Source organism: Aliigemmobacter aestuarii (assembly GCF_004799285.1).
Classification (GTDB): Bacteria; Pseudomonadota; Alphaproteobacteria; order Rhodobacterales; family Rhodobacteraceae; genus Aliigemmobacter; species Aliigemmobacter aestuarii.
In genome coordinates this window covers 1,558,193-1,578,107 of sequence record NZ_SSND01000001.1, presented here as the reverse complement: position 1 = coordinate 1,578,107, position 19,915 = coordinate 1,558,193, and the positions used below count along the sequence as shown (strand labels likewise).

The 19,915-nt window shown below is 65.5% G+C and carries 16 protein-coding genes and 1 tRNA gene; 10 read left to right on the top strand and 7 right to left on the bottom strand.

The window, feature by feature from the left end; genetic code table 11:
- Positions 1 to 529 precede the first annotated feature (529 nt).
- The 9 genes from E7811_RS07715 to E7811_RS07675 are packed head-to-tail and all read left to right on the top strand — an operon-like array spanning position 530 to position 11,618.
- Complete coding sequence (locus E7811_RS07715; protein ID WP_136393940.1) at positions 530 to 2,194, top strand: thiamine pyrophosphate-dependent enzyme; 1,665 nt, start codon at positions 530 to 532, stop codon at positions 2,192 to 2,194.
- Positions 2,191 to 4,290 (top strand): hydantoinase/oxoprolinase family protein, encoded by a 2,100-nt coding sequence (locus E7811_RS07710; RefSeq protein WP_394345603.1) that lies wholly within the window; start codon positions 2,191 to 2,193, stop codon positions 4,288 to 4,290. The genes E7811_RS07715 and E7811_RS07710 overlap by 4 nt, the downstream gene beginning before the upstream one ends.
- The gene (locus E7811_RS07705; protein ID WP_136393939.1) at positions 4,287 to 5,909 is read left to right on the top strand and encodes a hydantoinase B/oxoprolinase family protein; all 1,623 of its coding nucleotides are present in this window, start codon (positions 4,287 to 4,289) and stop codon (positions 5,907 to 5,909) included. The genes E7811_RS07710 and E7811_RS07705 overlap by 4 nt, the downstream gene beginning before the upstream one ends.
- Positions 5,906 to 7,126 carry a pyridoxal phosphate-dependent aminotransferase gene (locus E7811_RS07700; protein ID WP_136393938.1) on the top strand — a complete coding sequence of 407 codons (1,221 nt, stop codon included), beginning with the start codon at positions 5,906 to 5,908 and terminating at the stop codon, positions 7,124 to 7,126. Before E7811_RS07705 ends, E7811_RS07700 begins: the two co-directional genes overlap by 4 nt.
- Complete coding sequence (locus E7811_RS07695; RefSeq protein WP_136393937.1) at positions 7,123 to 7,944, top strand: NAD-dependent epimerase/dehydratase family protein; 822 nt, start codon at positions 7,123 to 7,125, stop codon at positions 7,942 to 7,944. Before E7811_RS07700 ends, E7811_RS07695 begins: the two co-directional genes overlap by 4 nt.
- Positions 7,941 to 9,149 (top strand): NAD(P)/FAD-dependent oxidoreductase, encoded by a 1,209-nt coding sequence (locus E7811_RS07690; protein WP_136393936.1) that lies wholly within the window; start codon positions 7,941 to 7,943, stop codon positions 9,147 to 9,149. The genes E7811_RS07695 and E7811_RS07690 overlap by 4 nt, the downstream gene beginning before the upstream one ends.
- A gap of 45 nt (positions 9,150 to 9,194) precedes the next feature.
- Complete coding sequence (locus tag E7811_RS07685) at positions 9,195 to 10,124, top strand: LysR substrate-binding domain-containing protein (RefSeq protein WP_136393935.1); 930 nt, start codon at positions 9,195 to 9,197, stop codon at positions 10,122 to 10,124.
- 22 nt (positions 10,125 to 10,146) lie between these two features.
- Complete coding sequence (locus E7811_RS07680) at positions 10,147 to 10,866, top strand: SDR family oxidoreductase (RefSeq protein WP_136393934.1); 720 nt, start codon at positions 10,147 to 10,149, stop codon at positions 10,864 to 10,866.
- A gap of 2 nt (positions 10,867 to 10,868) precedes the next feature.
- Positions 10,869 to 11,618 (top strand): SDR family NAD(P)-dependent oxidoreductase, encoded by a 750-nt coding sequence (locus E7811_RS07675; protein WP_136393933.1) that lies wholly within the window; start codon positions 10,869 to 10,871, stop codon positions 11,616 to 11,618.
- A 60-nt stretch (positions 11,619 to 11,678) separates the two neighbouring features.
- Here E7811_RS07675 and E7811_RS07670 read toward each other — a convergent pair.
- Positions 11,679 to 11,755, bottom strand: a tRNA-Pro gene (locus tag E7811_RS07670).
- A 70-nt stretch (positions 11,756 to 11,825) separates the two neighbouring features.
- Positions 11,826 to 12,791, bottom strand: coding sequence for a DMT family transporter (locus tag E7811_RS07665; protein WP_136393932.1), 966 nt, complete (start codon positions 12,789 to 12,791; stop codon positions 11,826 to 11,828).
- A gap of 164 nt (positions 12,792 to 12,955) precedes the next feature.
- Here E7811_RS07665 and E7811_RS07660 point away from each other — a divergent pair, with 164 nt between their 5' ends.
- Complete coding sequence (locus E7811_RS07660; protein ID WP_136393931.1) at positions 12,956 to 14,500, top strand: Na/Pi cotransporter family protein; 1,545 nt, start codon at positions 12,956 to 12,958, stop codon at positions 14,498 to 14,500.
- A gap of 61 nt (positions 14,501 to 14,561) precedes the next feature.
- On the opposite strand, the gene leuB is transcribed toward E7811_RS07660, so the two are convergent.
- The 5 genes from leuB to leuC all read right to left on the bottom strand — a co-directional run bounded on the left by leuB (position 14,562) and on the right by leuC (position 19,890).
- Positions 14,562 to 15,668 carry a 3-isopropylmalate dehydrogenase gene (gene leuB, locus E7811_RS07655; protein ID WP_136393930.1) on the bottom strand — a complete coding sequence of 369 codons (1,107 nt, stop codon included), beginning with the start codon at positions 15,666 to 15,668 and terminating at the stop codon, positions 14,562 to 14,564.
- 83 nt (positions 15,669 to 15,751) lie between these two features.
- Positions 15,752 to 16,660, bottom strand: a complete 909-nt coding sequence (locus E7811_RS07650; RefSeq protein ID WP_246020316.1) for an endonuclease/exonuclease/phosphatase family protein — start codon at positions 16,658 to 16,660, stop codon at positions 15,752 to 15,754.
- Positions 16,661 to 16,761: 101 nt separating this feature from the next.
- Positions 16,762 to 17,628 carry a hypothetical protein gene (locus E7811_RS18190; protein ID WP_136393928.1) on the bottom strand — a complete coding sequence of 289 codons (867 nt, stop codon included), beginning with the start codon at positions 17,626 to 17,628 and terminating at the stop codon, positions 16,762 to 16,764.
- A gap of 226 nt (positions 17,629 to 17,854) precedes the next feature.
- A complete protein-coding gene (gene leuD, locus E7811_RS07640; RefSeq protein ID WP_136393927.1) occupies positions 17,855 to 18,460 on the bottom strand; it encodes a 3-isopropylmalate dehydratase small subunit in 606 nt (201 codons plus the stop codon).
- A gap of 11 nt (positions 18,461 to 18,471) precedes the next feature.
- Complete coding sequence (gene leuC / locus E7811_RS07635; protein ID WP_136393926.1) at positions 18,472 to 19,890, bottom strand: 3-isopropylmalate dehydratase large subunit; 1,419 nt, start codon at positions 19,888 to 19,890, stop codon at positions 18,472 to 18,474.
- Positions 19,891 to 19,915 lie beyond the last annotated feature (25 nt).

Sequence of the window (19,915 nt, the reverse complement as noted above, 5' to 3'; positions counted from 1 at the left end):
GTGGTTGTTATTATTGATGAAAAGGTAAACAATACCTGACGAGGGACCAAGAATGTTTCGCTATCTGGTACGAAAGCCTGTCCATAACGTCGGTAACAAGTATCTCGGTTCTGCCATCACTACCGCCCGCTCGATTGTTCTGAGCGTGCCTTTTCTTGAAGCCACGATTTTTCTGACAATCATTGCCCAAGTCCGGTAACTTGCGGAGGCGGGGTTGCTGCCCGCCGGCTCACGATGGCCATCTGTTTGCAGGATGGCGTGGGCCCGGCCAAGGCGACCCCGCCCCGCGCCTTCCGGCGCCCTGAGGGTTGTGGCGGGCGCTTGCCCGAACAGCCTTCCCCCCGACCTGATCCCGCACGATCGGCCCGCACCCGTCCCGGAGCACGGCTTTCAACCAGACCAATCGACAAGAAATTCTTGCTGATTGACGGGAAATCTTGGTTTCGCGGGGACGCTTCCCGGGTCATTCTGCGCTCTGGGTACAGGTCCTGTCCGCGATCGGAACGGACGTCTTCATGCAGGGGTCGCTATGCGGAACGGGGGGCAGTTGCTGGTTGAATCTCTTGTGGCGCTTGGCGCGACCAAGGGGTTCGGGGTTCCGGGCGAAAGCTATCTGGCGGTGCTGGACGCGCTGCACGACACGCAAGGCCGCCTCGATTTCGTGCTCTGCCGGAACGAAGGCGGGGCGGCGTTCATGGCCGCCGCCTGGGGCAAGCTGACTGGGCAGCCGGGGCTCTGCTTTGTCACGCGTGGGCCGGGGGTGACGAACGCCTCGATCGGCATCCATACCGCGATGCAGGATTCGGCGCCGATGATCTGCTTTGTCGGGCAGGTCGGAACCGACATGAAGGGGCGCGAGGCGTTTCAGGAAATCGACTACCGGGCGGTGTTCGGCACGATGGCGAAATGGGCCGTCGAGATCGACGATGTGAACCGCATCCCCGAAATCCTCGGCCGTGCCTGGGCGACGGCCACGGCCGGTCGTCCGGGTCCCGTGGTCATTGCCCTGCCCGAAGACATGCTGACCAGCCTGACCGATGCCGCCCCCCTGGCCGGGCCGGCGTGCATTGCCGAGGCGGCGGCAGCGCATGCGGCGCTTGACACCGCGCTTGCGATGCTTGGCAAGGCGGCGCGCCCGCTGATCCTGATGGGCGGGTGCAACTGGACCGGTGCGGGCCGCGCGGCGCTGCAAGGCTTTGCCGAAGCCTCGGACATCCCGGTGATTGCCGCCTTCCGCTATCAGGACCAGTTCGACAACCACTCGCCCTGCTATGCGGGCGAGGCGGGGGTGGGCATGCCTGCGAACGTGAAACGCCTGATCCGCGAGGCGGATGTGATCCTGGCGGTCAACGTCCGCTTCGGCGAGATGACGACGGATGGCTACACGCTTCTGTCAGTGCCTGTCCCTGAACAGACGCTGATCCATGTGCATGGGTCCGACCGCGAGATCGGCAAGGTCTATCAACCGGCGCTTGGAATTCACGCCGGGCCCAATGCCTTTGCTGCGGCCCTGCGCTCGCTCACTGGCGGATGGGCGGAATGGCGCGCGCAGGCGCGGGCTGAATGGGAGGCGGGCTTTGACCCTGGCCCACAGCCCTCGCCCGTGGACATGGGGTTGGTGACGGCGCATCTGCGCGCCGTACTGCCCGACGATGCGATCTTGACCAACGGGGCGGGCAACTTCACCGTCTGGCCGAACAAGTTCTATAAGTTCGGCGCCAAGGCGCGGCTGCTGGCGCCGCAATCGGGGGCCATGGGCTATGGCCTGCCCGCCGCGGTGGCCGCGAAAGTCGCCTGTCCTGACCGTACGGTTGTCTGTTTCGCCGGCGACGGTGACTTCCAGATGAACTGCCAGGAACTGGGAACCGCTATGCAGGCGGGGGCGCAGCCCATCGTCCTGATCCTGAACAACGGCATCTATGGCACGATCCGCGCGCATCAGGAACGCACCTATCCGGCGCGGGTGTCCGGCACCACATTGGAAAACCCCGACTTCGTGATGCTGGCCCGATCCTATGGCTTTCACGCCGAACGGGTGGAACGGACCGAGGATTTTGCCGCCGCCTTTGCCCGCGCGCTGGCCTCGCGCACGGGCGCGGTGCTGGACCTGAACATCAGCCCCGAGGCGCTGACCCCGCGGCAGACGCTGTCCCAGATGCGCGCAGCCGCGCTTGCGGCAAAGGACGGGAAATGACCATGCAGACCCGCCGGAAGGTCAGGCTTGGCGCCGATATCGGCGGCACCTTCACCGACATCGCGCTGGAAACGCCACGGGGCCTGCATTCCACCAAGGTGCTGACGAACTATGCAGCGCCCGAACAGGCCATCCTTGACGGGATCGACATCGTCCTGGCCGAGGCCGGGCTTGGGTATGGCGACCTCGAGATCGTCATCCACGGCACGACGCTGGCCACCAACGCGCTGATCGAACGGCGCGGCGCGCGGACAGCGTTCGTGACGACCGAAGGCTTTCGCGACGTGATCGAGATGCGGACCGAAAGCCGGTTCGACCAGTATGACCTGAACCTTGTGCTTCCCACCCCGCTGGTCCCGCGCGAGGACCGGTTCACGGTCGCGGGCCGGATCGGCGCGCAGGGGCAGGAGCTGGCGCCGCTGGATGAACCGGCGCTTGCCGCGCTGGCGGACAGGATCGCCACGGGCGGGTTCGGGGCCGTGGCCATCGGCTTCATCCATTCCTACATGAACCCCGCGCATGAGGAACGCGCGCGCGCGATCATCGCGGCAAAGACGGGTCTGCCGATTTCGATCTCGTCCGAAGTTTCGCCGCAGATGCGCGAGTTCGAACGTTTCAACACCGTTTGCGCCAATGCCTATGTCCGCCCGCTGATGGCCGATTATCTGGGCCGTCTGCAGGTGCGGCTGAAGGAAAGGGGCGCGGCCTGCCCGGTCTTCATGATCCATTCCGGCGGCGGTCTGATCAGCGTGGAAACCGCCGCCGAGTTTCCCGTGCGTCTGGTCGAAAGCGGACCTGCGGGCGGCGCGATCTTTGCCGCCGATGTGGCCCGGCGTTTCGGGCTGGAGAAGGTCGTGAGTTACGACATGGGCGGCACCACCGCCAAGATCTGCCTGATCGAGGATTTCGCCCCCAAGACCGCCCGCACCTTCGAGGTGGCCCGGACGACCCGCTTTGCCAAGGGTTCGGGCATGCCGATTTCCATCCCGGTGATCGAGATGATCGAGATCGGCGCCGGTGGCGGGTCCATCGCCTGGGTCGATGCGATGGGGCGCATCCAGACCGGGCCGGAATCGGCGGCATCCGAACCCGGCCCGGCGTGCTATCAGCGCGGTGGCCAGCGCCCGGCGATCACCGATGCCGATCTGGTGCTCGGCAAGATCGACCCCGAAAACTTCGCCGGTGGTGCGATCAAGTTGTCCGCTGCCGCGTCCGAAGCCGCGATCCTGCGCGATGTGGGCGACAGGCTGAAACTGGCTGCTACCCCCGCCGCCTTCGGTATCTGCGAAGTGGTGGATGAAAACATGGCCAATGCCGCCCGTGTGCATGCGGTGGAAAACGGCAAGAACATCTCTGACAACATCATGGTGGCCTTTGGCGGTGCGGCACCCCTGCACGCCGCCCGTCTTTGCGAAAAGCTGGGCATCGACCAATGCCTGATCCCTGCGGGGGCGGGCGTGGGTTCGGCCATCGGCTTTCTGAAGGCCCCTTTCGGATACGAGGCGCTGGCCTCGCGCGTGATCCGTCTGTCGCAGGCCGATGCGGATGACATCGACAGGCTGCTTCAGGGCCTGAAGGCCACCGCCGAAGGCTTTGTCCGCGCCGGAACCGAAGGTCCGGTCCAGTGCGATATGACCGCCTTCATGCGCTATGCCGGGCAGGGGTGGGAGATTCCGGTCGCACTGCCGGATCGGCCCTTCACGGCCGCCGACATCGATGCGTTGGGCGACAGTTTCAGGACGAACTATGCCCGTTTCTTCGGTCGCGCCATCGACGGGCTTGACGGGCTGGAGATCGAGATCGTGACATTTTCGGTCAAGGCGCAGGACATCCGCCCCGCGCCCGACCGCCACGCCCTTACCCCGGGCCGGACAGAGGCGGGTGCTGCGCTCTCTCGCCCTGTCTTTGATCCGGCCCGGGGTGAGGCCCTGCCGACGGCCATCGTCGAGCGCCACAGCCTTGCCGCCGGCGCGCGGCTTTCCGGCCCGGCCGTCGTGGTGGAACGCGAAACCGCGACGGTCGTTACCTCGCCCTTCGATGTGGTGATGCAGGATGACGGCAGTCTTCTTCTGGTCCGCAAGGGGGCGCAGGCATGACCGATGCAACGTTCGAGATCCGCATGCAGGTGATGTGGAACCGGCTGATCTCGGTCGTCGAGGAACAGGCGATGACGCTTTTGCGCACCGCCTTTTCGACCTCGGTGCGCGAGGCGGGTGACCTGTCTGCCGGCGTCTTCGACCCGGCCGGCCGGATGCTGGCGCAGGCCGTGACCGGCACGCCGGGCCATGTGAACACGATGGCCGAAGCGGTGCTGCATTTCATCACGGAAATCGGCCGCGACAACATGTTTCCGGGCGATACCTATGTGACCAACGACCCATGGAAGGGCACGGGCCACCTGCATGACATCACCATGGTCTCGCCCAGTTTCAGGGGCGATGTGCTCGTGGGTTTCTTTGCCTGCACCGCGCATGTGGTGGATGTGGGCGGGCGCGGGTTCGGGGCCGATGGGAAATCGGTCTATGAGGAAGGCATCCAGATCCCGATCATGAAATTCGCCGAGCGCGGAAGGGTGAATGCCGACCTGATCCGCATCCTTCGCGCCAATGTGCGCGAGGCCAATCAGGTGGTGGGTGATTTCTATTCGCTGGCCGCCTGTAATGACGTGGGCCATCGCCGCCTGATTGCGATGATGGACGAAATCGGGCTGGCCGATCTGGACGCGCTTGGCGATTTCATCTTTTCGCGCACCCGTGCCGCCACACAGGACCGGATCGCCGCCCTGCCCAAGGGCAGATGGGCGAACGACCTTCTGACCGATGGCTATGACAGCCCGGTCAGGCTGGCCTGCGCAGTCGAGATCGCCGAAGTGTCGGTCAATGTCGATTTCACCGGCACCGACGGGATCAGCCCGCGCGGGATCAACGTGCCGATCATCTATACCAAGGCCTATGCCTCGTATGCGCTGAAATGCGTGGTGGCGCCGGACATTCCGAACAACTGGGCCTCGCTTGAGGCGTTCACGATCACCTCGCCCGAAAACATCCTGAACGCGCCCCGGCCCGCGCCGGTGGCGGTGCGTCATGTCATCGGCCATCTGGTTCCCGATCTTGTTCTGGGCGCGCTGGCCAAGGCGCTGCCGGGGCAGGTGCTGGCCGAAGGCGCGGCGGCCCTGTGGAACATCCACATGTCGGTGCGGCCCGTGGCGGGCCAGGCGGGGCGGCGGGCGGAAATCCTGATGTTCAACTCGGGCGGGATGGGTGCGCGCCCCGGCCTTGACGGGCTGTCGGCCACGGCCTTTCCTTCGGGCGTGATGACGATGGCCGTCGAGGCGACCGAACACACCGGCCCGATCGTGGTCTGGCGCAAGGAATTGCGCCCCGGCAGCGGAGGCGACGGGGAATATCGGGGCGGACTTGGCCAGATGATCGAAATCGAACCCCTGCCGGGGCACGAGTTCGACTTTTCCGCCATGTTCGACAGGGTCAATCACCCAGCCAGGGGCCGTGACGGCGGCCATGACGGCGCGCCGGGTGCGGCCATGCTGGACGATGGCACGCGGCTGAAGCCGAAGGGCTGGCAGCATGTTCCTGCCGGGCGGAGGCTGATATTGCATCTGCCGGGAGGGGGCGGGTTCGGCGACTCCTCCCGCCGCAGCGGCGCGGCCCGCGCCATCGACATCGCCCGAGGATATGTGACCGGAGAACCAGAATGACCTATGTCGCCAACCGCCTTTCCGCCGTGAAGCCTTCGGCCTCGATGGCCGCCTCGATGGCGGCCAAGGCCCTGCGCGCGACCGGCGTGGATGTGATCGACCTCGGACTGGGCGAGCCCGATTTCCCGACGCCGCCCCATGTGGCCGAAGCCGCCCATGCGGCGGCCTTGCGCGGCGAGACGCTGTATACCCAGGCGGCGGGCACACCGGCCCTGCGCGCGGCCGTGGCCGAAAAGTTCCGCCGCGAGAACGGGCTGGACTATGGCCCGGATGATATTGTCGTGGCCAACGGGGCAAAGCAGATCATCTTCAACGCGCTGATGGCGACGCTGAATGATGGGGATGAGGCGATCCTGCCCGCCCCCTATTTCGTCAGCTACCCCGAGATGGTGAAACTGCTGGGCGGCGTGCCGGTCACGCCCGTCTGCGGGGCAGATACCAGGTTCCGCCTGACGCCCGACATTCTCGAAGCTGCGATCACCCCGCGCACGAAATGGCTGTTCCTGAACATGCCCGGCAACCCCTCGGGCGCGGTCTATTCGGTGGCGGAATTGCGTGCGATTGGCGAGGTGCTGGCGCGGCATCCGCAGGTGCTGATACTGTCGGACGAGATTTACGAACACATCCTGTTCGACGGGCGGGAATTTATAAGCTTCGCAAAGGCCTGCCCCGAACTGCACGACCGCACGCTGACGGTGAACGGGGTGGCCAAGGCCTATGCGATGACCGGCTGGCGCGTCGGTTATGCCGCCGGTCCCGCGCTGCTGTTGAAGGCGATGAACACCGTGCAAAGCCAGTCCGTCACCTCGGTCGCGGCGCCGATGCAGGCGGCGGCGCTGGCGGCGCTGACGGGTCCGCAGGATTGCATCGCCACCTTCCGCGAGGCGTTCGAACGCCGCCGCGATCTGGTGGTGGCCGGGATCGCGCGGATCCGCGGCCTGACGCTGGCCCCTCCGGAAGGGGCCTTCTATGCCTATATCGGCTGCGAGGGGTTGGTCGGCAGGCGGACGCCCGCAGGCGAGGTTCTGGCAGATGACACGGCGGTCGTGTCTTACCTCCTGAACCAGGGCCATGTCAGCGCCGTGCCCGGTGCGGCCTATGGCCTGTCCCCCTATTTCCGCATCTCGACCGCCACGGGCGATGCGATACTGGCCGAGGCCGTGGCGCGGATCGGCCGGGCCGTCGCGGCCCTTGAACCGGCAGAGGTGACGGCATGACCGCGCCAAGGTTCGACCGCATCCTGCTGACCGGTGCTGCGGGACGGCTTGGCACGCAGTTGCGCCGGGGCCTTGCGCCGCTTTGCCGCCAGTTGCGCCTTGCCGACATGGCCGCGATCACCGACCTGCAGCCGAACGAAGAGGCCCGGTGCTTTGATCTGGCCGACATGCAGGCGGCGATCGGTGCGACCGAAGGCGTGGATGCCATCGTGCATTTCGGCGGGGTCGCGCTGGAACAGTCCTGGGACAGCATCCTGAACGGCAATATCCGCGGCAGCTATCACATCTATGAAGGCGCGCGGCAGAATGGCGTGAAACGGGTCGTCTATGCCTCGTCCGTCCATGCGATCGGCTATCACCGGCTGGCGGACCACATCGATGCGAACGCCCCGCACCGCCCCGACGGGCTTTACGGGTTGTCCAAGTGCTTTGCCGAAGACCTCGGGCGGCTTTACTGGGACAAGTTCGGGATCGAAACCGCCGCCTTGCGGATCTTTTCATCCTTCCCCGAACCCGCGGACCGCCGGATGCTGTGGTCCTGGCTGTCGTTCGAGGATTGCGTGCGTCTGGTGACAGCAGCCTTGACCGCGCCACAGGTGGGGTTTTCCATCGCCTTCGGCATGTCCGACAACGCGGTGAAGCCCGTGGACAACCGCCTTGCCGGGCATCTGGGATATGTGCCGCAGGACAGCACCGAGCGGTTCCGGGCCGTCGTCGAAGCCCGGACCCCGTCGCCCGACCCGACGGCAGCCGCCGTTCAGTGCCTTGGCGGCTGGTTCGTCGATCTGGGTCATCCCGACGACGGGGCGCAAGGATGAGAGCCGCCTATGATGTGGTCATCGTCGGTGGTGCGGTCATCGGTTCGGCGGTGGCCCATTTCCTGACCGCCAATCCCGATTTCAATGGCTCCGTCCTGGTCGTGGAACGCGATCCGACCTATGCGCGGGCCTCGACCTCGCTTTCGTCCTCCTCGATCCGCACCCAGTTCTCGAACCCGATCAACGTCAGGATCAGCCAGTTCGGCAGCGCGTTCATCAGGGATTTCGCCAACGCGATGCAGGTGCCGGGCGAAGCACCGCCCGACCTGAACTTCCATCAGGGCGGCTACCTGTTTCTGGCGAACACCGCCGAACAGGAACAGACCCTGCGCGAGAACCACGAGGTGCAGCGCGCCTGTGGGGCCGATGTGGTGCTGTGGGGGCCTGAAGAGCTGGCACGCGCCTTCCCGCATCTGCGGGTGGAGGATATCCGCTTGGCCTCATACGGACAGTCCGGCGAAGGGTGGTTTTCCAACACCGGGCTGATGAACGGCTTCAAGGCCAAGGCCCGCGCGCAGGGGGCCGAGTATGTGAAGGATGAAGTCGTGGCCATCGGCCGCGACGGGGCGCGCGTGACCTCGGTCACGCTGAAATCGGGCGCGGTGGTGCAGGCGGGGACCATCGTCAACGCAAGTGGCCCGCGTGCGGCCCTGACGGCGCGGATGGCGGGGCTGGATGTACCGGTGGAACCCCGCAAGCGCACGCTGTTCGTGTTCGATTGCGCAAGGTCCCCGGAAGGCAGCGCCACGGTGAACAAGGGGCGCCTGCCGCTGATGATCGATCCCACGGGCGTCTTCTGCCGTCCGGAAGGGCGGTTTTTCCTTTCGGGCGCGGCGCCCGTCGAGGACCCCGCCGTCGACTGGGACGATTTCGAACCGCGATACGAGGAATTCGAATCCCTCGTCTGGCCCGCGCTGGCGGCCCGGTCCGGGGCGTTCGAGGCCATCAAGGTGGTGAACCAGTGGGCCGGGCATTACGACTTCAACACGCTTGATCACAACCTGATCGTCGGGCGGCATCCGGAGGTGGAGAACTTCATCTATGCCAACGGCTTTTCCGGGCACGGCCTGCAACAGGGCCCGGCGGCGGGGCGCGGGGTTTCCGAACTGATAATCCATGGCGGATACCGGACGCTGGACCTGTCCGAAGTGGGATATGAAAGGATCGTCGAGGGGCGGCCCTTTCTGGAAAAGGCGGTGATCTAGGGATGACCGGGGCACGGGGCAGGCATGGCAGGGCGGGGGCGGGCGATGAACGATGACCGCCCCGCGCGGCTGCCGCCCCTGAACGCGCTCAGGGCCTTTCACGCCGTTGTCCGGCGCGGCGGGTTCCGCGCGGCTGCGGATGATCTTCTGGTGTCGCCCCAGGCTGTCAGCCAGCAGATCGCGCTTCTTGAGGAAACGCTGGGTGTGGTCCTGTTCGAACGCAAGGGCCGCAAGGTGGAGCCGACCGAACAGGCGATCCTTCTGGCCCATCATGTGCAGGCGGCCTTTGACGAACTGGCGGAAGGCGTGCGGCGGGTCCGCAAGGTCAGCCATCGCAACCGGATCAACGTGAACGCCAGCCCGTATTTCGCCACGCGCTATCTGCTCGACCGGCTGTCGCGGTTCCGCGACCTGATGCCCGATGCAGACCTGCGCCTGACAACGATCGTCGACCTGCCGGACTTTGTCCGCGATGACGTGGATGTGGCGATCCAGTGGGGCCATGGCACCTGGAAGCCATGCGAGGCCACGCTTCTTGTGCGCGACTGGAAGGAGCTTTGCTGCACGCCCGAGATCGCGCGCCAGCTGCGCCGGCCCGATGACCTGCGGTCGCAGACGCTGTTGCATCCGGTCCTTGCCGATGACCTGTGGCCGAACGTTCTGCGGCATCTGGGCGTTTCGGGCGAGTTGACCGCGCAGCCGATGCGGCTTCAGGATGCCGCCACGATGCGCCGCGCGGCCGTCGCGGGCCTGGGCGTGGGGCTTTTGTCCGTCATCGACGCCGAAGAGGACCTGAAGCTGGGCCGCCTGGTCGCCCCGTTCGGGCGCGGCGTGATGCGGGGCATGCCCGAGGCCGAGGTGCCGGGGTTCTACATGGTGCTGCCAAGGGCGCATCGCAGGGTGAAGGCCATCGCCACCTTCTGCGCCTGGGTCGAATCGGAAGACTGGACCTTGCACAATGACAAGACGGTCTAGGGCGGAGACTGGAGGTCAGGACATGACGCATGCGGTGGTCACAGGGGCGACAGGCGGGATCGGCAGGGCCATCGCGCTGGCCCTGCACGAGGCCGGGCATCGGGTTACGGCGATCGGCCGCGATCCCGATGCGCTTGCGGCCCTCGGGGAAAGGGGTCTGCATGCGCTGGCCCTCGATCTGGCGGATACCGCCGCGATTGGCCCGGCGCTGGCGGGGCTTCGGCCCGACGTGCTGGTGAACAACGCGGGAATGATGCCCCGCATGGGTCATTTCTGTGATTTGTCCCTGTCCGAGGTGGACCGGGCGATCACCGTCAACCTGACCTCGGCGCTTGCGGTCACGCATGCGCTGGCGCCGGGGATGCGCGAACGGGGGCGGGGGCACATCTTCTTTACCGGGTCGACGGCGGGGCACGCGCCCTTTGCCAACCTGGCCGTCTATTGCGCCGCCAAGGCCGCGATCGGCGCTTTCGCGCAGGCGCTGCGGCTTGACATGGCAACGTCGGGCGTGCGCGTGACCGAGATCGTCGCCGGGCGCGTGGAAACCGGGCTTTACCGGGATCTGCTGCCGACCGAGGCGCGCGCGGCGATGTATGCGGGCGGTGGCGCCGTTCAGCCCGAGGACGTGGCCGGCATGGTCCTGTCTGTCCTCGCGATGCCTGCCCATGTGGATGTGGCGCGGTTCGACATTCTTCCGACCCGGCAGGCAACGGCCACGGGCGCGACAAAGGTAGAGAGGTGAAAATGCAGGGCCTTGTGGTGGTGATCGTGGGCGGGGGCGCCGGTCTGGGCGCGCTCTTGGCCGAAATGGTCGTGGAACGCGGCGCGTCCGGCGTCGGGGTGATCGACCTGAACGCAGAGGCCGCGCTGGCCGCCCTTGAACCCGCGCGAAGGGCTGGTCTTCCGACCGCCCATGCCGCGTGCGACATCCGCACGGCCGATGCCGCGCACAGCGCCTTTGCCGCGGTGGCCGATGGCCTTGGCCGCGTCGACACGCTGGTCAATTCGGCGGCGATCTATCCGCGCAAGCCGATTCTCGAGATCACCGATGCGGATTGGGATGCCTCCAACGCGATCAACGTGAAGGGCACCTATCACATGATGGTCGCGGCGGTCCGGCAGATGCGGCAACAGCCGTCCATCGGCCCGGTGCGCGGGCGGATCGTGAACATAACCTCGGTCGATGCCTTCAAGGCCCATCCGCAGAACGCGCATTATGCCGCGACCAAGGCCGCCGTCGTCAGCCTGACGAAAAGCATGGCGCATGAAGTCGCCCCCAACGGGATTCTCGTCAATTCCGTCGCCCCGGCCGGCATGGCCACGGAACGCGCGCGGCAGCTTGGGTTTCTGAATGAACTCGCCAAGGCCAGCCCGCTGGGGCGTGGCGGCGAACCGCGCGAGATGGCGGAATGGGTGCTGATGGCCGGCGGTCCGCGCAACACCTATATGACGGGCGAGAACATCATCGTTTCGGGCGGCTACATCTATGCCTGAACCGGCTTGGGCATGGCGCCCGGCCCGTCTGACCTTGGGAAATCTTGCAGGGGGATTTGTTGGTCGGAGCGAGAGGATTCGAACCTCCGACCCCCTGCTCCCGAAGCAGGTGCGCTACCAGGCTGCGCTACGCTCCGACCGTGGGAGGCGGGTTAAACCGTTGTTCGCCCTTTTGCAAGGGGGCACCGCAGTGGTTTGCCGAACGGATCAGCCGCCATGGTCCTTTGCGGCATCGCGGCTTAGGATGACCGAGATGCGCGGCATCGTGCCGGTTTCCGGGCGCGAGCGTGATTCCAGCACCGGGGTGTTCTTCGACACCCGCCCCCGATCCTCGCGCAGCACGATATAGATCCCCGAAAGGATGATCACGCCGCCGCCGATCACCGTGAAAAGGTCCGGCGTCTCGTCGAACAGAAGCGCGCCGAAGATCGCGGCCCAGATCATCTGGGAATACTGCATCGGCGCCACGATCACGGCTTCGGCCTGCCGATAGGCGGCGATCACCAGAAGCGTGGCGATGAACCCGAACAGCGCGATGATTCCCAGCATGCCAAGATGTTCGACCGGCATCGGGCGATAGACGAATGGCAACGCTGCACCAAGGATGAAGAAGTTCGCCACCATCGGATAAAGCAGCAGCACGGCGGATCGTTCCTCCTTGCCGATCTTGCGGACGATTACCGAGGCGAGCGAGGAGAACACCGCCGCAGTCAGCGCCCCAAGATGGCCAAGCGACAGGGGCGCGGCCCCCGGCCGCAGCACGATCAGCACCCCCACGAGCCCGACCAAGACGGCCAGACCGCGCCGGATTCCCACCTGTTCGCCGAGGATGGGAATCGACAGAAGCGTGATCAGCAACGGCGCGGCAAAGAGGATCGCATAAGTTTGCGCCAGCGGCAGGACCGAGAAGGCATAGAAAGCCGAAACACCCGTCACCACGGTCGAAACGGTGCGCACCGCCGTCCACCAGGGATGAACCGGCCGCAGGTTTCCGTCGGTCCGGTCCTTCATCAGCATCAGCGTGACCAGCGGAAAGCCCAGAAGCACCGAAAAGAAGATGATCTGGATGGCCGAATACTGGCTGCCGAGGAACTTTACCACGACATCATGGGTGGCATAGATCGCGAAGGCGAGAAGGGCCGCCAGAGCCCCCCTGACATTGTGACCAGCCATGTCGCTTTTCCTTGTCTGCCGAAACCGGGGCCTTGCCCGCCGATGTTTGCGCCAGCGACCTTCTGTCAGAAATCGGCGGCAGGCTCAATCGCCCGGCACGCCGGTCGGCGGCTTGCGGCGGCCATCGTTCTGCGAAATGCTGGCCCCCGGAAGGGGAAGGGCACATGGAAGGCACGGGCCTGATCGGATTTCTTGGGGGGATCGGCCTCTTTCTCTTCGGGATGGAGGTGATGACGGCCGCGCTGCGCGAACTTGCGGCCGAACGCATGCGCCGCTGGCTTGCCCGCTTTACCGAGACCCCGATCAGGGGGACGCTGACCGGGGCCGTGACCACCGCGATCGTGCAATCCTCGACGGCCGTCTCGGTCATGACGATCGGCTTTGCGGGGGCGGGGCTGATCAGCTTTTCCCAGGCGCTTTCGGTGCTTTACGGCGCCAACATCGGCACGACGGCGACCGGCTGGATCGTGGCGATGGTCGGCATCAAGCTGAAACTGGGCACGGTCGCGCTGCCGGTGCTTTTCGTGGCAAGCCTTGTGGGCATCTTCGGGCGCGCGGGCGTCGATCGCTGGGCCCGGTTTCTGGCGGGGTTGAGCCTTTTGTTCATCGGGCTGGATGTGATGCAGGCCTCGACCGCCGGGATTCAGGGCTGGATCACCCCGGACAGGTTGCCGGGGGATAGCTGGCTGGGGCGGCTCGGTCTGATCGGGATCGGCCTTGTGCTGACCATGGTGCTGCAAAGCTCGTCGGCGGCGATGGCGCTGGGGCTCGTGCTTCTGGGCAGCGGGGCGATAAGCCTGCCGCAGGCGGCTGCGATGGTGATCGGGATGAACCTTGGCACCACGGCCACGGGCCTGATGGCCAGCTTCGGCGGCAGCCGCCCAATGCGGATGACGGCCTATGCCAACAGCCTGTTCAACCTGGGAACGGCCATCGTCGCCTTTCCGCTTCTGGGTCTGATGCCCATGGTCCTTGCGACCGTCGGGGATGAACAGACCGCGCTGGTGATGTTCCACACAGGGTTCAACCTGCTAGGGGCAGCGATCTTTCTGCCTGTCACCGCACAATTCGCGGCGCTGGTGGAACGGATGGTGCCCGAGCGCCGTTCGACGCTGTCGGCCCCTCTGGACCGGGCGCTGATCGGCGACGAGGGCGCGGCGCTGGATGCGGCGGCGGCCGTGTCGGCCGGGATCGTGCAGGAGATCGCCCAGGCCCTGGGCCGTGCGGTCGATGTCCCGCCCGACCTGCGCCCGCTTTCGGCGCTGCCGGCGCGGGTGGAACCGGCACTGGTGGATTTCACCCGATGGATGGCCGATCTGAGGGTCGCGCCGGACCACGGCGCGGCGCGTGACAGGTTCGTGGCCCTGATGCATCTGACCGATCACATGACACGGCTGATGAACCGGGCCGAGGAACGTCCGCGGATCGCGGCACTGGTCGATGATCCGGTGCTGCGACGCCCGGCGCGGGCATTGTTCGCGGCGATGCACCGGGCAGAGCCAGCCGACCGGATGGTGCGGCTGAACCGGCTGATCGACGCCCGCGCGGCGCGTTATCGCCGGTCGACCCTGCTTCGGGAACATGCCGGGCTGCTGGATGTGCCGCAGATGCTGCACCTGACCGATGCGATGCGCTGGCTGGAGCGTGTATCAGACCATGCCGAACGGATTGCGCATTACCGGGAGCAGGCGCAGAACGGCCTGAAATGAAAGGCCTGAATCAAACGGCCCGCCACCGGGGCGGGCCGCTGTTCATCCGGTCGGGTGGCCGTCAGAGGCTGGCGTCCAGCGCCGCGATGACCGCATCGCCCATGCCGCTGGTGGAAACCGGCACACCGCCTTCGGGGCCCATCAGATCGGCCGTGCGCACGCCATCGGCCAGCACCTTTTCCACCGCCTTTTCCAGGCGGTCGGCCTCGGCCCCCATGTCGAAGGAATAGCGCAGCGCCATCGCGAAGGACAGGATGCAGGCGATCGGGTTCGCCTTGCCCTGGCCTGCGATGTCGGGGGCGGACCCATGCACGGGTTCATAAAGCGCCTTGGGCCGGCCGTTCGCCATCGGCGCGCCAAGGCTGGCCGAGGGCAGCATGCCAAGCGAACCGGTCAGCATCGCCGCGGCATCCGACAGCAGGTCGCCGAACAGGTTGTCGGTCACGATCACGTCGAACTGCTTGGGCCAGCGGCACAGCTGCATCGCGCCCGCGTCGGCATACATGTGCGAAAGCTCGACGTCGGGGTATTCCTTGTCATGGACTTCCTGCACGACCTCGCGCCACAAGATGCCCGATTCCATCACATTGGCCTTCTCCATCGAGCAGACCTTGTTGTTGCGACGGCGTGCCAGTTCGAAGGCCGACCGCGCCACGCGGGCGATCTCGCTTTCGGTGTAACGCTGGGTGTTGATGCCGACGCGTTCGTTGCCTTCGGTGAAGATGCCGCGCGGTTCGCCGAAATAGACGCCCGAGGTCAGTTCGCGCACGATGACGATGTCAAGGCCGGCCACGACCTCGCGCTTGAGCGACGAAAAATCGGCCAGCGCATCGAAGCACTGCGCAGGGCGCAGGTTGGAAAACAGGTCCATTTCCTTGCGCAGGCGCAAAAGGCCGCGTTCGGGCTTCACGCTGAAATCCAGCTTGTCGTATTTCGGTCCGCCCACGGCGCCCAGCAGGACGGCATCCACCTCTTGCGCCTTGGCCATGGTGGAATCATGCAGCGGGGTTCCGTGCACGTCATAGGCGGCGCCGCCGACGAGGTCTTCGCTGACATCGAAACGGATGCCGCGCTTGGCGTCGAACCAGCCGATGATCTTTTTCACTTCGGCCATGACTTCGGGGCCGATGCCGTCGCCGGCGAGGATGAGGAGGGAAGGATTGGCCACGGGGAAGGCTCCTGTCTGACGGGTCGCAAGCGGCCTAGCCAAAGGGGCGCGCGGGGTCAAGTCATCCGGCGCCGGCAGGGCTTTCAGAACTGCAGATCAACCCAGACGGGCCAATGGCGCGAGGCTTCGACCCTGGCCGCGCCATGCCCGGCTGCGGCTGCCGTCAGATCGGCCGATGGCAGCACATAGGTCACGCGCAACCGCCCGATGTCGCGGCCATAGTCGACGGTTTCCGACGGGACGTGCCGGGCAAGCGGGTCTTGCAGCCGGGGATCGGCCAACAGGGCGCGGATCGCCTCGGGGCGGCCGTCGCCCCGGTCGGGGTCGGCGTTGGCCTGGCCAAGGATCACGAAGGGCGGCGGCGGCGCGGGAAAGGGCAGATCGCCATCCAGCAGGCGTGACCAGAAGGCCGTTTCGTCATGGTTCCGGCGCCCGTTCATGTCCTCGGCCCCGTCGAAGGCCGGGGTGGTTCCGTGCCAGACCAGAAGCCGCAGGATGCGCCCCTGCCCGATGTCCACAGGCACTTCCCAATGGGCGGTGGTGGACAGGCGCAGAATGTCCCGCGCCTCGGGTCCGAGTTCGGCAGGCATGAGCGCACCGGGCAGGTCGGCCCAGAGGAAAGACGAGAATTCCCTGACCTGATCGCGCAGGATGGGACGGCGCGACAGGATGGCAAGCCCGCCTTGGCCCCGGAAACCGGCAAATCCCTGGGCGTCCTCGGGTTCGGCCAGCCGCCCGTCGCGATCCAGATCCAACCCGGTGGGCACCCCCCGGTTAGGGGCGGCGCCGAAGATGGCGGGATAGTCGATCCCGGCCTGTGCCAGACGGTCGCGCAGGGCCGTCAGCGCCCGCAGATCAAGATCGTGATCGACATCCATCAGGACCAGAACATCGGCCCGCAGCGCGGTGATCTGGTCAATCACGGCGGCGATCTGCGGATCGTCGGCCTTGCCCAGATCCCGCAGCAGAAGCCCCGGCCCCTCGCGCGACAGATCGGCGTTGTATGCGGCGATGCGCAGCGTTTCGGCGCCGGTTGGCAGCGCCGCCGAAACCCATGCGATGCAGGCCAGAACACACAGCGTTCCGGCACGCCTCAGGCGGCGATGTATCCGGTGTTTTCCGTCAGCCCGCCCAGCTTGCGGCGTTCGCGGATCATGTCGGCGATCTTGCTCATGGCAATGCCGCGCATGAAGAGGCTGGCGGGTAGGAAGGCCCATGCCGTCATCGTCCAGGTAAAGGTCTGCGGCGAGGTCAGGATGGTGGGTTCCAGCCTGCTGGCCCCCATCTGCACCACCGCCGGGATCAGGAATGGCAGCAAAAACCCTAATGCAATGTTAATGCGGGCATCCCGTTCCAGCCGGTTGATGACGTCGCCGCCGGTCGTCGGGTCGAAGGTGGGCAGGTTCACCCAGACATTGAAGGCGCCGTTGCGGTTCGGCCAGCCATTCAGCCGCAACATCAGGACGAAGACCGTCAGCCCGAAGAGCGAGATCAGATAGGCCGTTCCGGCGGCCGACCGGATCGTGTTCGACAGCGCCGATTCAGGGTCCGAGGTCAGCACGTAAGCGGCGAGCCGCACCGGCGAATAGGGGAAATCCATCGCCTCGCCGATCAAGAGGCCGGTGGCCTTCATCAGGATCGTCATCGAGGTGGGTTCATAGTCGTTCTTAACGATCATCGTGATGGCGAAGACGGTGAAGAACAGCACAAGGAACCGGATGCGGTTGAAGGGCGGGGCATAGCGGAATTCGACAAGGCCAGGATAGGTGGCGTTGTATTCGGCAAAGGTCAGCGCGCCCAGGAAGAAGGCGATCAGCGCGACCATCTGGCGGCCATCGGTTTCGGTACCGGGCAGAAGGACCGAGGGCAGGGCGATGACGATCATCACCAAGAACGCCCGGACCAGCGCGCCTCCCATGCGTGCGAACACTGCTTTGCCTTCCTCGAACCGGTCGGACATGGTGCTTTGCCATGCCCTTTTCCCAATTATCTCCCGCGCTTTGTGGCGGGCTGCCTCAATCTTGCCCAATTTTTGCCTTCTTTCGCTAGCCGCCGCAATTCCTTCGATGATCTTCGGATCGATTTGTGGCGGTTTAGGGGAAATTGTGGTGCGAGATTGCATCAAAGATGGGATGAAAAAAGGGCCGCCCCAAGGGACGGCCCCACATCTTGTGGTTCTGGCCTGATCAGGCCCAAGGACGCAGTGTGGCAGCCTTTTTCTCGAAGGCGTCGATTGCGGTGACCTTTTCCATCGTCAGACCGATGTCATCCAGCCCGTTGAGAAGGCAGTGCTTTTTGAAGGCGTCCACCTCGAAGTGGAAGACCTGGCCGTCCGAGGACGTCACCGACTGCGCTTCCAGATCCACGGTCATCCGCGCGTTCGATCCCTTTTCGGCATCTTTCATCAGCACTTCGACCGCATCCTGCGGCAACACGATCGGCAGGATGCCGTTCTTGAAGCAGTTGTTGAAGAAGATGTCGGCGAAAGAGGTGCTGATCACGGCGCGGATGCCGAAATCCAGCAGCGCCCAGGGCGCATGTTCGCGCGACGATCCGCAGCCGAAATTGTCGCCCGCCACAAGGATCTGCGCCTCACGGTATTGCGGCTTGTTCAGCACGAAATCGGGGATTTCGCGGCCTTCGCGGTCATAGCGCATTTCGTCGAACAGGTTCACGCCCAGCCCCGACCGCTTGATCGTCTTCAGGAACTGCTTGGGGATGATCATGTCGGTGTCGATGTTGACCAGCGGCATGGGCGCCGCGATTCCGGTGAGTTTGGTGAATTTTTCCATCGGTCAGATCCTTACACCGTTTCCGTCATCATCTCGCGCACGTCGGTCAGGTGGCCGGTCACGGCCGCTGCCGCCGCCATCGCGGGGCTCATCAGGTGGGTGCGCCCCTTGAAGCCCTGGCGGCCTTCGAAGTTGCGGTTCGAGGTCGAAGCGCAGCGTTCGCCCGGCGCAAGCTGGTCGGGGTTCATGGCAAGGCACATGGAACAGCCTGCCAGACGCCATTCAAAGCCTGCGTCGATGAAGATCTGCGCAAGGCCCTCTTCCTCGGCCTGGGCGCGGACAAGACCCGAACCGGGCACGACCATCCCGCGCACGCCGGGGGCGATCTTCTTGCCCTTCAAGATCGCGGCGGCGGCGCGAAGGTCTTCGATCCGGCCATTGGTGCAGGACCCGATGAAGACCGCGTCGATCTTGATATCGGTCAGCTTCATGCCGGGGGTCAGGCCCATGTAGTCCAGCGAACGGCGCGCGGCCTCGACCTTGCCGCCGGTGAAATCCTCGGGCGCGGGGACGCTGCCGGTGATCGGCAGCACATCCTCGGGCGAGGTGCCCCAGGTGACGACGGGGGCGATATCCTCGCCCTTGATCGTCACGACCTTGTCGAAATGCGCGCCTTCGTCGGTATAAAGCGTCTTCCAGTAGGCCAGCGCCGCTTCCCATGCGGCGCCTTTCGGCGCATGCGGGCGGCCCTTGACGTATTCAAAGGTCTTTTCGTCGGGCGCGATCAGGCCGGCGCGGGCGCCGCCCTCGATCGCCATGTTGCAGACGGTCATCCGGCCTTCCATCGACAGGTCGCGGATCGCCTCGCCGCAGTATTCAATGACATAGCCGGTGCCACCGGCCGTGCCGGTCGCCCCGATCACCGACAGGGTGATGTCCTTGGCGGTGACACCCGGGCGCAGTTTCCCGGTGATTTCCACCTTCATGTTCTTCGATTTCTTCTGGATCAGCGTCTGGGTGGCCAGAACGTGTTCCACCTCGGACGTGCCGATGCCATGCGCCAGCGCGCCGAAGGCGCCATGGGTGGCGGTGTGGCTGTCACCGCAGACCACGGTCATGCCCGGCAACGTCCAGCCCTGTTCAGGCCCGACGATATGGACGATCCCCTGCCGGATGTCGTTCACCGGATAATAGTTGATCCCGAAATCGTTGGCGTTCTTGTCCAGCGCCTCGACCTGGATGCGCGATTCCTCGTTGTCGATATGCTTGTCGCGGCCTGCGGTCGTCGGCACGTTGTGATCGGGAACGGCGATGGTCTTTTCCGGGGCGCGCACCTTGCGGCCCGACATGCGCAGCCCTTCGAAGGCCTGCGGGCTGGTGACTTCGTGCACCAGATGGCGGTCGATATACAGCAGGCAGGTGCCGTCTTCGGAGCGGTCGACGACATGGTCGTCCCAGATCTTGTCGTAAAGCGTACGCGGAGCGGTCATGGCTCTCACCTCGGGTTTGGATGAT